Genomic DNA, 13815 nt, shown 5'->3' with positions numbered 1-13815 from the left:
AGGATATTCGTAAAAAACCCGGTTTCTGACTGCTCTCGTAAGTCCTATCTCTGCGTTTTCTGCGCCTTCTGCGGTTCAATACAAATAAAATTTCTTTAGTCCAAACAAGAGGCAAAATACAATTAATCAACATTGATAAACAAGCGAGAACGAGTAATAAAACGCTCTCCCTCCGGCCCTTCCAGGGAAAAATCGCTGCCTCCGGGCCCCTGTACTACGTCTAGGATTAACTGCGTGTGCTGCCAATGTTCGTATTGCTGTGCTGCAATATAAAAGGGACAACCGTCTAGTTTTCCCAGCAATACATCGCCATCGCCGACGATTAATTCCCCGTTGGGATAGCACATGGGAGAACTACCATCGCAGCAGCCGCCCGATTGGTGAAACATCAATTCTCCGTGCTGGGTTTTGAGGTATTCTATTAGTTTTAAGGCGGCTTCTGTGGCTGTGACTTTGGGGATTGTTTCCATGGGAGAAATTATTGTATGGTAATTAAGTACGTTGTTGCGCTTTAGCGCTCTTGTTTGTATATGGACAAGAGCGCTGAAGCGCAACTACGTACCTTTTAGAAGAAGTTCTTGGTTGTTGCGATTTGGCGCTCTTTTTTTAGATAATCTAAGAGCGCTGAAGCGCAACTACGTACCTTTTTGTAAGAAGTTATTGGTTTGGTTGTTGCGATTTGGCGCTCTTTTTTTAGATAATCTAAGAGCGCTGAAGCGCAACTACGTACCTTTTTAGAAGAAGTTCTTGGTTGTTGCGATTTGGCGCTCTTTTTTTTAGATAATCTAAGAGCGCTGAAGCGCAACTACGTACCTTTTAGAAGAAGTTCTTGGTTGTTGCGATTTGGCGCTCTTTTTTTTAGATAATCTAAGAGCGCTCAAGCGCAACTACGTACCTTTTTAGAAGAAGCCTAATGCTTTCGGGCTGTAGCTGACTAATAAGTTCTTGGTTTGTTGGTAGTGATCCAACATCATTTTGTGGTTTTCGCGGCCGATACCGGATGATTTGTAGCCGCCGAAGGCTGCGTGGGCTGGATACAAATGATAGCAGTTTGTCCACACGCGGCCTGCTTGAACGGCGCGGCCCATGCGGTAGGCGGTGTTGATGTCGCGCGTCCAAACTCCGGCGCCTAAACCGTAGAGGGTATCGTTGGCAATTTCTAAGGCTTCGGTTTCGTCTTTGAAGGTGGTGACTGCTAATACTGGGCCGAAGATTTCTTCTTGGAAAATTCGCATTTTGTTGTTTCCTTTGAAGACTGTCGGCTGGAAATAATAGCCGTCTTGTAAGTCGCCGGATAAGATTTTTCTTTCGCCGCCAATCAGGCATTCTGCGCCTTCTTCACGCCCGATTTTGACGTATTCGGCGATTTTTTCCATCTGGTTGACGGAGACTTGCGCGCCGAGGGCGGTTGTTGGATCTAGGGGGTTGTCTTGTTTGATTTGGCGGATGCGATCGATCGCCCTTTCCATGAATCGATCGTAAATTGACTCTTGAATTAACGCCCGCGAAGGACAAGTGCAAACTTCGCCTTGGTTGAAAGCAAACATCACAAAGCCTTCCACTGCTTTGTCCAGAAAATCGTCATCTTGGGCGCAGACATCCTCAAAGAAAATGTTGGGCGATTTTCCGCCTAATTCTAGGGTGACGGGGATGACGTTTTGGGAGGCGTACTGCATGATCAGCCGGCCCGTGGTTGTTTCACCGGTGAAGGCTACTTTCGCAATCCGGGGGCTGGTGGCGAGGGTTTTGCCGATTTCGGCGCCGGGCCCGTTGACGACGTTGATGACGCCATCCGGTACTAAGTCGGCGATGATTTCCATCAATACTAGGATGGATGCGGGGGTTGGCCCTGCGGGTTTGAGGACAACGCAGTTTCCGGCGGCGAGGGCTGGGGCGAGTTTCCACGCAGCCATGAGGATTGGGAAGTTCCAGGGGATGATTTGTCCGATGACGCCTAGGGGTTCGTGGAAGTGGTAGGCGACTGTGGTTTCGTCGAGTTCGCCGATCGACCCTTCTTGGGCCCGAATGCAGCTTGCGAAGTAGCGGAAATGGTCGATCGCCAGCGGGATGTCTGCTAGTCTGGTTTCGCGAATTGGTTTACCGTTGTCCCAGGTTTCGGCGATGGCGAGGCGATCGAGGTTTTCTTCGATGCGATCGGCAATTTTGTGCAACACCCGTGCCCTGTCTGCGGGGGAAGTCTTACCCCACTTGTCTTTCGCGGCGTGGGCAGCATCTAGTGCCAATTCTACATCCTCCGCGCTCGATCGGGGAATTTGACAAATTGATTTTCCGGTAATTGGAGAAAGGTTTTCCGAGTATTTCCCCTTCACCGGTGCTACCCACTTACCGCCAATAAAGTTGTCATAACGAGCTTGAAAAATCGACTGACTGCCGGATTGAACAGGTGCTGCTACTACCATTTTATTACCTAATTTAAACTTGTTTTTGTTGACGATTGAAGTCTCTTGAATATCAACTATCGTCTATATTTCGGAAATTTGGGTAATTTCTATACAAAATTTTACATTTTCCAATATTTGATATCGAAGTAGTTTCTCAATTTCCGGGTCTGGCGGTTGATCAGAGTTTTTACAACTAACCGCAGAGCAGGCTCTTGATCCAGAGAAACAGCATCTTACAAATCATTTAAATCTACTATTATATAAATATAAAGGGTGCATCTGGTTTTGGCAAATATGTTTGTAGGGGCGAAGCATGACCGCAGTCAATATGGGATTATAACGAATAACTTATATGCGGTCATGCTTCGCCCTCTTCAACGGTGAGATGCACCCATCGCTTGGGGCGGATTCGCCACAATATCTCACGAAAAATAAGGTACGTTGTTGCGCTTGGGCGCTCTTTATAATATTAGGAAAGAGCGCCCAAGCGCAACAACGTACCTAAACATTAACCTCCCATTAATTAACTGTGCCTGAGCGGGATTTCTATCCGAAACTTAGTACCTTTACCCGGTTCCGAAAAATACTTTAACTCTCCTTTATGCTGCTCTACAATTATCCGATAGCTGACAGCAATCCCCAAGGTGCTGCTGTATTCCGCAGGTTTCCCCATCAAAAAATTGTCCGAATTTTCCGCTGCAATCTCTTCGCTGATTGCCATGCCGTTATCAGCAATCTCAATAGCAATCCGCTGAGCATCGATTACCTGAGTGCTAATCAAAATCACAGGCTTGAATTTAACTGATTCCGACTCTTCCAACTCTTGACTCGACTTTTCCAAAGCATCGATCGCCTGATTAATAATATTCAGAAAAGCTTGATTGAGCTGACCCGCGTAACACTCAACTTGCGGCAAATTTCCGTATTCCTTCATCACCTTGATATCCCGCCTGCCATCGCGGGCCGGCAAGCGGTGCTGCAACAACAACAAAGTGTTTTCTAAACCGTCGGAAATATCGAATAACTGCCAGCCAGAGCGATCGCTGCGGGAAAAATCCTGTACCGACAAGATTATTTGGCGGATGCGATCGCTCCCGGTACGCATGGAACTCACAATTTTCAACAAGTCGTCGAGCAGGAATTCCACATCCATATCTTGCTGTTTTTGCATAATTTCCGCGTCAGGATTGACGAGCTGTTTTTGATACAATCGCAGTAGTTCAATTAAATCGGTAGCGTAACTTTGGACGTGGGTGAGATTGCTGTAAATAAAAGTAATTGGGTTGTTAATTTCGTGGGCAATACCAGACACTAATTCCCCCAAGTTGGACATCTTTTCACTTTCCAGCGATCGATCGCGCGACAGTTGCAATTCTTGCTGAGTTCGTGCCAACTCCAGCCTCAACTCGCGCTCGCGCAATCCCGCCCGCAGCCTCCCCAACAATTCTTGCTTCACTATCGGTTTCAACAGAAAATCGTCCACCAGCGCGTCCAATTCTTGAACTTCGGCAAATTGCTCGGGTGTTGTCAGCAGCAGAAAATACCCTGTACTCAATTCTCTATCGGCTTTCACCAGCCGGCACACCTCCAACCAGTGAATTTGAGGCAAAGTCCCATCGCAAATTATCACATCCGGAGATAATTCCCTCGCCATGTCAAAACCATCTTTGCCGTCGGAAGCGACTTTTACCTGATGTCCCTCCTTTTCCAGTAACTCTTGGACGACTTCCCAAGTCACACTATCTGCGATCGTCAGAATCTTTGCCATAACACCAGCTCCACAACTTTCTCTTTAGGATACAACCGCCACAATTACCCGGACATATTTAAAACAAAATAGTTTAATCCCAGCAAAAAACAGTAGATGCTAGCTCCCTCAACAGCAAAAATGCTCATACCATTTGAGATTTTAGATTGGAGATTTTAGATTGGGCAGGAGTTACTGGATAATGATTTGGATTGCGGGCCTACAGTTGCATCGTTTTGCCAAACAGGTATCAGTAGAATGTATAATTTGAGACGGCGAACCCAAAAATACAAATTCTCGCCTTGCTAATTTGTCACCCGCCCGCAAACAGATACCAGCCCCCGACAGGAGTCGTGGAGATCCCACAAATTTAGACCCCGTTAAAGTTCGCAGATTCACCTGTGCAATAAATCTCAAATCTCAAATCCAAACATGGAAAATAGACTGACGGTTATCCCAGATACTTTCTCAAGTTGCGCCCGGAAACCATAAAAAACTTTAAAATTAATTAATAGTATCGTCAAATGAACCTTCTCGGTCAGCGCCTGGGAATGCCAATCACCAACACCACCTCAACTTTGATTCAATCCGAAACACTAGAACTATTAGAATGGCCGCGCCTGTGTCAGCACTTGGCTACCTTCGCTGCTACTAAACTCGGCGTCGCGGCCGCCCTCGACCTCCAAATCCCAGCAACTCAAGCTCAAACAGCCGAACTCCTAGCCCAAACTCAGGAAGCTTATCAGTTAGAAAGCCGCGCTGGGGGTGCTTTGAGTTTTGAGGGCATCCAAGACATCGGCTCTACCCTGCAACGAGCCGAACTTCAAGGTTTGCTCGGTGGCGAAGAATTGCTCGCGATTGCTACTACACTCGCAGGAGCAAGGCAATTGCGCCGGATAATTGACTCGGCGCCCGATGTCCCGACGCTCAAAGAACTGGCATCGCAACTGCGGACTTATCCCGAAATTGAGCAAGAAATCCATCGCTGTATAGACGATCGCGCTCAAGTAGCCGATCGCGCCACTCCTAAATTAGCAGGAATTCGAGTGCAAATGCGACAGTTGCGCGATCGCATTTATCAAATATTGCAAGGAATTTTACAGCGCCAATCCAACGCCGTCCAAGAACAGGTAATTACTCAAAGAAGCTCGCGCTTTGTGATTCCGGTAAAAGCTCCCCAAAAAGATGCTATACCGGGCATCGTTCACGACTCCTCCGCCAGCGGCGCGACACTGTACGTAGAACCCCACAACACAGTCAATCTTAACAACCAAATGCGGCAGTTGCTCCGGCAAGAACAAGCCGAAGAAGAAGCAGTCCGCCGCGCCCTCACCGAGCAAGTCGCAGCAGTCAAACCAGATTTAGATAGATTGGTGGTGGTAGTAACAACTATAGATTTAGCTGCGGCTAAAGCGCGCTACGGTTATTGGCTCCAAGCAAACCCGCCGAAATTTATCGACTTGGGAGAGCCAGAATTAGCACCAAAAAATACAGAAAAATTAGATGATGAAAATTCGAGTGATGAAAATTTAGATGAGGAACAACCAGAAAAAAGCCAAGTATTAATTCGGAATCTGCGATCGCCAATTACCCTCCGTCAATTGCGCCATCCTTTATTAGTTTGGCAGCAACAGCACGAACAAGGCTTTGCAGTCGTTCCCGTCGATTTAACAATCAGCCCCCAGATCCGCGTCGTCGCCATCACCGGCCCCAACACCGGCGGCAAAACTGTCACCCTCAAAACCTTGGGATTGGCAGCTTTAATGGCGAAAGCAGGAATGTTTGTCGCCGCCCGCGAACCCGTAGAATTGCCTTGGTTCGACAATATTCTTGCTGATATTGGTGACGAACAATCTTTGCAGCAAAGTTTGTCTACTTTTTCCGGCCACATCCGCCGCATCAGCCGCATTTTAGAAGTTTTGCATAATAAATCGGATCCCAATTCCCAATTCCCAATTCCCAATTCCCAATTCCCAATTCCCAATTCCCAATTCCCAATTCCCAATTCCCAATTCCCAATTCCCAATTCCCAAATCTTTAGTTTTGTTAGACGAAGTAGGAGCGGGGACAGACCCATCTGAAGGTAGTGCATTGGCGATCGCCCTATTGCAATATCTCGCCCAACATTCGCTGCTAACAGTCGCAACTACCCACTTTGGCGAACTCAAAGCCCTCAAATATCAAGACGCCCGCTTTGAAAATGCCTCAGTAGAATTTGACGACAGTTCGATGCAGCCAACCTACCGCTTGCTGTGGGGAATTCCCGGACGTTCCAACGCCCTAACTATTGCTAAAAGACTCGGTTTGCTAGCATCGATAGTCGATGAAGCTCAAACCTATGTCGGCGGAGCATCTCAAGATGTCAATCAAGTGATTGCAGGACTCGAAGCCCAGCGCCGGAGACAGGAAACCAAGGCCAGAGAAGCAACTCAACTGCTGCACCAAACCGAAAAACTGCACAAGGAAGTTTCTCAAAAAGCAGCGGCTTTGCAAGAGCGGGAGCGAGAACTAAAAATAGCTCAGGAAGTGGCAGTAAATGAGGCAATAGGCACAGCAAAATCAGAAATTGCTCAAATTATTCGTCGCTTGCAGGCGGGCGACCAAACGGCTCAAAATGCCCAAATGGCAACAGAAACCTTAAATCAAATTTCCGAAAAACACCTGCCCTCTCGGAAGCAACCGGCGAAACCAAAACCGGGTTTTATGCCGAAAACGGGCGATCGTATCCGCATTCCCAGCTTAGGCCAAACCGCCGAAGTTCTCAGCGGGCCAGATGCTAACGAAGAGTTGAGCGTGCGGTTTGGGATTATGAAAATGACCGTCAAACTAACAGAAATTGAATCCCTCGACGGTCAAAAACCGGAAACTAAGGCTCAATTAGCCAAGGTTGCAGCTCAAGCAGCCGCTACCGCCAAAGCTAAACAAGCAGCGTCGGAACCAGCAAAACCCAATCCCGAAATTGCCATCCGCACTGCTAATAATTCGATCGACCTTCGGGGCGCCAGAGTCTCCGATGCCGAAATCGAAATCGACAGAGCTCTTTCCAAAGCAGTCGAATACGGTGCGCTGTGGATAATTCACGGCAAAGGTACAGGACAGTTACGGCGCGGGGTTCACGAGTTCCTCGATTCTCACCCGCAGGTTTCCCGCTACGAGCTCGCCAGTCAAAAAGAAGGAGGTGGAGGTGTGACCTTGGTTTATTTGAAATAGTCAGGATTTACACATTTCCGGTTGATATCAAATCCGGTACCATCGGAATTATTAGTAGTCGAAATTAGGAGACGGCTTGGCCTTAGTCCCTACAATTAATCTGGCGTAGGGACTAAGGCCAAGCCGTCTCCTCGCTTGTCATTCCGGCGCAGCCGGAATTGATATGATATAAACACCATAAAGTATCATATTGAGTAACTAACTGCCTGACTAATGAAAAAAACTCCCTCAAATGAAGTTTTGGTTGGCGACTGTCGTGAAGTGATGAAGACATTGCCAGAAAATTATATTTCTGCGTGTATCACTGACCCACCTTACAATTATGAATTTATTGGGCATAAATGGGATGACTCAGAAATTCAAAGACGTATTGAAAAAGTCAATGACAAAGGAAGTAAAACCCTTGTTAAAAACATTCCCTATGGTAGTGGTTTAGCAGGTGGAGTCAGAAACGAAAAATGGTATCAAAGGAATCGTAACAACACTCTGGAGTATGAGAAGTGGTGCTTTGATTGGGGTGAGCAGCTTTTTCGGATCTGCAAACCGGGTGCGACAGTTTTAGTTTTCAACAGCACACGAACTGTTGCTCACGTACAAGTAGCCCTTGAAAATGCTGGATTCTATGCGAGAGATATGCTTGTTTATAAAAGATCCAGTGGTATCCCCAAAGGCGTCAATATCAAACAACAGTTCGAGAAGAAAGGATATGAAAATTCTGAAAAATGGGAGGGTTGGCACAGTTGTCTGAGGAACGAATGGGAAGCAATCTGCGTACTTCAAAAACCACTGGTCAATAATTACTTGGAAACTCTACAGGAGTATGGTACTGGTCTATTTTATACTAAAGATCGGTGCGGTGGTTTTCAGTCAAATATTTTAGAAGGTATACAGCGTGAGAAAACCGAGGAGTTTAACGTTCATTGCACAGTCAAACCGATCGCTCTAATGAGAAAGTTGGTTGAAATATTTGTACCGCGTTTGGAAAATTCTATTCTAATCGATCCTTTCGCAGGATCGGGAACTACATTACTGGCGGCGCAAGAATTTGGGATTAAGTATGTTGGCATTGAAATAGTACCTGACTACATAGATATTATTAACAAGCGCCTTGATAGTTTCATCGGTGTACAGGGAATTCTCCCACTCTTTCAATAAGAAATGACTTTAAATCAAACCCACTTATTGTTTGTATAAACTCAAACGAAGCATCGCCAGTATAAACTCTCCAAGTCCCTACTTGGCACGCTGTAATAGCTGCGGACAAATTATCTTGTCTAAGTATTAAAAAAACTGGCTCATAATTATAGGTACGAAGTAGTTGGCCATAGGATTTAAACTTTTTCAGTGTTCCAGAATCTCCTGAGCCAATACGATATTTTGTATCTATCGCATACCCATCAACAATTAGATCGCACGGCTCATCGCTTCCCACTTTAAATGCTGGCTGAAAACTACTGCAATATGTTTTGCACGTTTCAATAACTAACAATTGCCAACACATACCTAACTCGCGCCCCCAATATTGCCTATTTTCTCTTTTTATTATGGGAGAAATACCAAACACATCCATTAAAATATCGTGTTCTTCATTCTCTTCTGCGTAAACTTTCTCGGTAAATGAATTTTGGTATTTTGCTAAAATTTGATCTAGTTTTCTTTCAGTCATCAGTTACCAGTTCAGCTAAACTAACGGATAATGCTTTGGCTATTTTGTTTGCATTCAGCAGCGTTATATTCCTTTCTCCTCGTTCAACAGAGCCAATATAAGTACGATGTAATTCAGATAGTTCTGCAAGCTGATCTTGGGAAAGATTTCTGAGCTTTCTGAAATGTCTAACTTTTTTGCCAAATTGCTCCGTAATATCCATAGATTGCGCCAGATTAAGCAATGACAACTATAATCTGACAGACTATAAGTAGCGACAGACTATAAGTAGCATTCGAGAATGCTAAGAGTTTGGCCTTGATATAAGTTCCGATCGCCTCAAAACACTGATTTGATTTCGGTCACTCTGCGGCGTAGGATGGTTGGGGGTGAAAATTTTTGGGTTTTGCTGCGGTTGGGCGATCGAACTTGCAACCGCAACTTTCAACTCGCAAATCCGTCCAGCAACTAGGATTGCCGGAATCAAAGCCACGAGTTATGGAGAAAAATTAACAGATCAGCTTTTGTCCGGCCACAAAGCTTGCATTACTGCATACTGTCGATATCCTGCATCAACCTGTCTTATTTCCCGTGCCCAAGCCATGCGCTCGACTGTAAAGCCCTCCGCTCCCACAAACGAAACGGGCCCATCTCCCAACTGGGAAGAATTGACCCAAAAAGCACCAGAACCTACCCAGTTGGACAACATTAAAGCCCAACTGGATTTAGTGCTGTTAGCCCTAGAAGCCCTGGCAGAAATTGGCTCAGAGGCGATGCTCAAGGTAGCAGCCGAACTGAATTTAGAGCCAATGGTAGCCGATCGCGTAGCTTTGTGGCGGCTGCGCCAATCGAACCCGCTGCGAAAAGGCCAGGGAGGACGGAAAAAACTGGATGTGGAGGAAGCTCGATCGCTCGTTTTGATAAGCTGTAATTTGGCAAAACAGCATCAAGCTTTAATCCGCCGCGCCGTGGCCTTGCTCGAACAAATGGCTGAGCAAAACCGCGAACCTCACACAGTCGCTTTGTTGGGAGACTATATTGATAGGTTCAGCAACACTTATGCCGATCGCATGGAAGATGCAGAAACTTTATCGGCAAAAGAACTAACTAATTTGGCCCTGAAACTCCTGATCGATTTGCTGTTTTACAGCAGTCCCGGCGGCCACCGGCGCCTCTGGCTCGCCCTCCTAGATCGTGCTAAGAATTAGTCACCAGTCATTAGTTATTGGTTATTGGTTATTAGAACAAACAAATAACAAATAACAAATAACAAATAACAAATAACATACAGTCTTCTTGCTATGGCTCTCAAACGCTACACGCCCCCCACTTGCACGCTGGAAATTACAGCCAAAAGTTCGCCTCTATCTCGTTGGGCGGGCAAACCCGTGTTTAAATCTTTAAATTTTGAGTTGCGACTAGATGACCCCAGGCTACCAGATACCGAACACGTTACTCTCAGGGGCGATCGCAATCAACTCGAAACCCTCCACGAAGCAGTCACCAACTACGTCCAAAACTTCCTCGGCGAAGCCCGCGATTGGGACAACAACCTCAACTCCCAAACAGGTTTTACCACAGCCCCAGACTCGCCAGAAGTCGCGCGCAATGTCGTTACATTCGATCGACCCCTCAGCACATCCGAACTAGCAACCGCAGCCCCAAACACTACCTACCTGCCAGTTCCCCCCCGCCTAGAACCCCGCGGCTTGCTCGCCCACAACTTGTTCTTAGGCTCATTGAGCGCCGCCGAATCCGGGCCGGAAGTACACTTGAGTACCCTCCAACTCTTTGACTTAGCCACCGCACTAGATGACTGCGCCGCCGAAGTCATGGCAGTCCCCAACCTCAACCGCGATCGCCCAGAAGCGAAAGCATTACCATGGTTGAATATCGCAGCAATCCTAGTCGCCAGCGTCGGAATGACGACGGGAATTGTTAAAATGCTCGATCGATCGTCCTCCAACACCTCCCCAACAACCGCCACAGCCCCCGTCACAGCCCCCACCAACCCACAATTTACCCCCGCACTCCCGCAGCCCCAAATACTTGCCGGCGCCAACCCCAGCCCAGTTCCCGCCCCCACCACATCCCCCACCACATCCCCAACAGCAACACCAACAGCCGCAGCCACACCAGGCTTACCCCCCCTACCGCCCCCGCCCATCAACACCGCCGCCGCCACCCCCAGCCCCAGCTTGCCCCCAATCGCCCTAGCCCCAAGCCCAAGCACCAACAAACCCAGCCCCATCCAGCAGCCACCCCTGCTATTCCCCCCCAACAGCAGCGCACCCGCAGCATCACAGAGCGCCCCAGCCCTCTCCCAAGGGCAAATCATCACAATTCCCGATCCCGCAGGGCCCCCAATTGCCGCCCCCCAAGCACCCTACCTGCTGCCCCCCATACCGCCGAGACTAGCTCCCGCCGTACCGCCCCCCCTGCCACCATCCCTATCTGCATCGCGATTCCCAGTTCCCCCACCGCAATCATTCCCCCCCCTCCCCCAGCCGATTTCCCCCCCCAGCACCGAACTCCCACCCCTTGAGGACACTAAACCGCAAGCCGAGTCAGAGGACAACAACCGGGCTACCGCCAGCAAAAAAAACCGCACTTTATTTGATACAATTCCTCAAGTTTCAGAAGCTAGAACCTACTTTGAGGAACGCTGGAAGCCACCAGAAGGAATGGAACAAACCTTGGAATACAGCCTCCAGATCGATGAAAACGGCTCAATTCAAACTATTGTCCCGATGGGCAAAGCAGCCGCCGATTATATCGATCGGGCTAGTATGCCCTTAGTCGGCGAGCCGTTTGTTTCTGCGGTTACTCATGGAAAAAACCCGAAAATTCGAGTTGTATTGAGACCAAACGGTCGAGTACAAACCTTTTTGGAAGAGACTAATTGAACTTTCGCAAACACATTTTATTGACATTTGCTCCATTTTATGCTGCCAAAATATCCTTATACCAAAAAAGTCCTAGGGTGTGGCTCCACCAACAATCCCTAGCTAATTTAATAGCTACGCACCCGATCGCAATGGTTGGATAATACATAAACACAACATTAGTCGATCGCCCCCATCAACCGATGCGCCGAATATCACCCTACAAACTCAACTTCTTCCTTCTTCCTTCTTCTTTCTTTCTTTCTTTCTTTCTTTCCTTCTTCCTTCCTTCTTTCCTTCCTTCTTCCTTATTCTTATTTCTTCCTTGCATCCGTTACATCCGTTACATCCGTTACACAATCAGTTGCCGAACTTTCCTTTTTCTTTATCCCAAGCTTCTCCAATCCAATAAAAAACTACAATCCCCGCAAAACTCGCTAAAAAATCTTCAATACTAGCAGTACGATTTGGCAAAATAGCTTGCAGCATTTCTTCCCCAGCAGTGAAAATAGTAAACAGTGCTGGCCCGAAAGGAATTGGATAATTCAACACCATCATCATTTTTTTGCCCGTTGCTCTATGGCACAAAAAAGATGCTATTCCGTACAAAATAAAATGTCCGAGTTTGTCATAAGGCGGATGAGCCAGAGGAAAGTTAGTTAACTTTCCCATATCTGCTACCAGCATGATACTGAGAATAATTAACAAGTACAAAACACACGCAACAATCCAGAATTTTTTTGAGGATAATTTCATCGGATTTTTTCCACTATCGACAATTGACGAACCGAGTCCACGCCGCTTACCGCAATTTTGTTGGATTTGTGAATGAGATTTTTTTTGATTAACCGCAGAGGGCGCAGAGGGCGCAGAGAAAGAGAGGAAAGAGAAGATAGCGTAAATATTTGAGTTAGGGCGGGTTTTGTAGGGATATTTTTGGCTAAGAACCCGCCTCTACCAGATATTGTTATGCTTAACGCGCCCACTGTTGCAATATGTAATTGTAAAACTTTTCCGTATCTACTCGATCCATTGCTTGAATTTTTCGCCCTCCTGTTTCAACTTTTGTACGCCCTTGACTGACACCTTCAGTAACTATTTCGGTTTCCCATTCTCGCAGTTCGTAAAATTCTGGATGTGCCAAATAAGCCGTTGCCAAAATATCCCAAAAATAGTAATCTTGAGCTATGGCTAAAGCATAACACTGTCCTGCTAAATCGGAGATTGAATATTTGCGCTGTCTGGCTAAGCGATTGGAAAATTCCACAGTCAGCGGTACGTTGTTGGTGATATCTAAAGGACACATCACAACGGGAATTTGTGTTTGCCAAATTCTCTCAATGGCTATCGGATCCCAGTAAGCATTCCATTCCGCCGACATATCTTGTCCCGGTTCCATATCTTTGCTAACATTGCCTATAGCGTTGAGCGCCCCTCCCATCCACACAATTTCTTTGATTTTGCTTTCAATTTCTGGTGCAATATCTAAGGCTTGTGCCACTGTTGTTAGCGGCCCCGTTACCATTAATGTGACCGGTTCCTTTGCATCCCGCAAAACTCCCACCATAAAGTTTTGTCCGGGTTCTGATATTAACGGTGTGTCAATGGTTGCTTTTTCATTTAGAATGGGAAGTCGATCGCACGCAAAGGAATCTCGCCTAAACAACACCGGAAATGGATTCAATCCCCGCACCGTACTCGCCGCCACTGGCACCTCTGAACACCCCATCAAATCGAGGATTTTGCGGGTTGCACTCACGGCTGGCTGAATGTAGCAATCCGCCGGAGTGACAATTACTCCCAGAGTTTGCACTTCCTCCATTGTCATCAGCAACACGACTGAGAGATAGTCGTCAACTGCACCGTCGTGATCCATTAGTACCAGCTTTTTCGACATTCTGCTTCCCCATCATTGAATTAGTGTAA

At 46.9% G+C, this 13815-nt stretch carries 10 protein-coding genes and 1 pseudogene; 4 read left to right on the top strand and 7 right to left on the bottom strand.

Translation table 11 applies throughout. The features are described 5' to 3' along the window. Positions 1-122 precede the first annotated feature (122 nt). The 3 genes from JGK22_RS06080 to JGK22_RS06070 form a co-directional block, all read right to left on the bottom strand. Complete coding sequence (locus tag JGK22_RS06080; RefSeq protein ID WP_293211534.1) at positions 123-470, bottom strand: DUF779 domain-containing protein; 348 nt, start codon at positions 468-470, stop codon at positions 123-125. Between the two features lie 429 nt (positions 471-899). Continuing rightward, complete coding sequence (locus tag JGK22_RS06075; RefSeq protein WP_293204570.1) at positions 900-2420, bottom strand: aldehyde dehydrogenase family protein; 1521 nt, start codon at positions 2418-2420, stop codon at positions 900-902. Between the two features lie 505 nt (positions 2421-2925). Next, the gene (locus tag JGK22_RS06070) at positions 2926-4170 is read right to left on the bottom strand and encodes a response regulator (protein WP_293312529.1); all 1245 of its coding nucleotides are present in this window, start codon (positions 4168-4170) and stop codon (positions 2926-2928) included. A gap of 557 nt (positions 4171-4727) precedes the next feature. Between JGK22_RS06070 and JGK22_RS06065 the strand changes: the two are divergent. Together JGK22_RS06065 and JGK22_RS06060 are read left to right on the top strand one after the other, a co-directional pair. Beyond that, positions 4728-7359: pseudogene (locus JGK22_RS06065) on the top strand (endonuclease MutS2). 213 nt (positions 7360-7572) lie between these two features. Then, positions 7573-8514 carry a DNA methyltransferase gene (locus tag JGK22_RS06060; protein ID WP_293312527.1) on the top strand — a complete coding sequence of 314 codons (942 nt, stop codon included), beginning with the start codon at positions 7573-7575 and terminating at the stop codon, positions 8512-8514. Here JGK22_RS06060 and JGK22_RS06055 read toward each other — a convergent pair. Further along, positions 8477-9025 carry a hypothetical protein gene (locus tag JGK22_RS06055; RefSeq protein WP_293204578.1) on the bottom strand — a complete coding sequence of 183 codons (549 nt, stop codon included), beginning with the start codon at positions 9023-9025 and terminating at the stop codon, positions 8477-8479. The genes JGK22_RS06060 and JGK22_RS06055 overlap by 38 nt on opposite strands. After that, entirely contained in the window at positions 9018-9227 is a 210-nt protein-coding gene (locus JGK22_RS06050) for a helix-turn-helix transcriptional regulator (protein ID WP_293204579.1), read from the bottom strand. The genes JGK22_RS06055 and JGK22_RS06050 overlap by 8 nt, the downstream gene beginning before the upstream one ends. A 379-nt stretch (positions 9228-9606) precedes the next feature. Here JGK22_RS06050 and JGK22_RS06045 point away from each other — a divergent pair, with 379 nt between their 5' ends. Then, entirely contained in the window at positions 9607-10212 is a 606-nt protein-coding gene (locus JGK22_RS06045) for a DUF3038 domain-containing protein (protein WP_293122723.1), read from the top strand. Between the two features lie 93 nt (positions 10213-10305). Continuing rightward, positions 10306-11910: a DUF4335 domain-containing protein gene (locus tag JGK22_RS06040; RefSeq protein WP_293204581.1), complete on the top strand. Its 1605-nt coding sequence runs from the start codon at positions 10306-10308 to the stop codon at positions 11908-11910. 339 nt (positions 11911-12249) lie between these two features. On the opposite strand, the gene JGK22_RS06035 is transcribed toward JGK22_RS06040, so the two are convergent. Continuing rightward, positions 12250-12645, bottom strand: coding sequence for a VanZ family protein (locus JGK22_RS06035; protein ID WP_293174505.1), 396 nt, complete (start codon positions 12643-12645; stop codon positions 12250-12252). A 217-nt stretch (positions 12646-12862) separates the two neighbouring features. Then, a complete protein-coding gene (locus tag JGK22_RS06030) occupies positions 12863-13786 on the bottom strand; it encodes a nucleoside hydrolase (RefSeq protein WP_293312525.1) in 924 nt (307 codons plus the stop codon). Positions 13787-13815 lie beyond the last annotated feature (29 nt).

This window comes from Microcoleus sp. PH2017_08_TRC_O_A, from assembly GCF_020738665.1.
Lineage (GTDB): Bacteria > Cyanobacteriota > Cyanobacteriia > Cyanobacteriales > Microcoleaceae > Microcoleus.
The sequence above is the reverse complement of the archived record's forward strand: the minus strand, read 5'-3'. Positions and strand labels throughout refer to the sequence as shown.

What these genes read in the sequence shown, in the direction of transcription:
- JGK22_RS06080 (WP_293211534.1), bottom strand. Translation starts at nt 470, where the DNA reads ATGGAAACAATCCCCAAAGTCACAGCCACAGAAGCCGCCTTAAAACTA.
- JGK22_RS06075 (WP_293204570.1), bottom strand. Translation starts at nt 2,420, where the DNA reads ATGGTAGTAGCAGCACCTGTTCAATCCGGCAGTCAGTCGATTTTTCAA.
- JGK22_RS06070 (WP_293312529.1), bottom strand. Translation starts at nt 4,170, where the DNA reads ATGGCAAAGATTCTGACGATCGCAGATAGTGTGACTTGGGAAGTCGTC.
- JGK22_RS06060 (WP_293312527.1), top strand. Translation starts at nt 7,573, where the DNA reads ATGAAAAAAACTCCCTCAAATGAAGTTTTGGTTGGCGACTGTCGTGAA.
- JGK22_RS06055 (WP_293204578.1), bottom strand. Translation starts at nt 9,025, where the DNA reads ATGACTGAAAGAAAACTAGATCAAATTTTAGCAAAATACCAAAATTCA.
- JGK22_RS06050 (WP_293204579.1), bottom strand. Translation starts at nt 9,227, where the DNA reads ATGGATATTACGGAGCAATTTGGCAAAAAAGTTAGACATTTCAGAAAG.
- JGK22_RS06045 (WP_293122723.1), top strand. Translation starts at nt 9,607, where the DNA reads ATGCGCTCGACTGTAAAGCCCTCCGCTCCCACAAACGAAACGGGCCCA.
- JGK22_RS06040 (WP_293204581.1), top strand. Translation starts at nt 10,306, where the DNA reads ATGGCTCTCAAACGCTACACGCCCCCCACTTGCACGCTGGAAATTACA.
- JGK22_RS06035 (WP_293174505.1), bottom strand. Translation starts at nt 12,645, where the DNA reads ATGAAATTATCCTCAAAAAAATTCTGGATTGTTGCGTGTGTTTTGTAC.
- JGK22_RS06030 (WP_293312525.1), bottom strand. Translation starts at nt 13,786, where the DNA reads ATGTCGAAAAAGCTGGTACTAATGGATCACGACGGTGCAGTTGACGAC.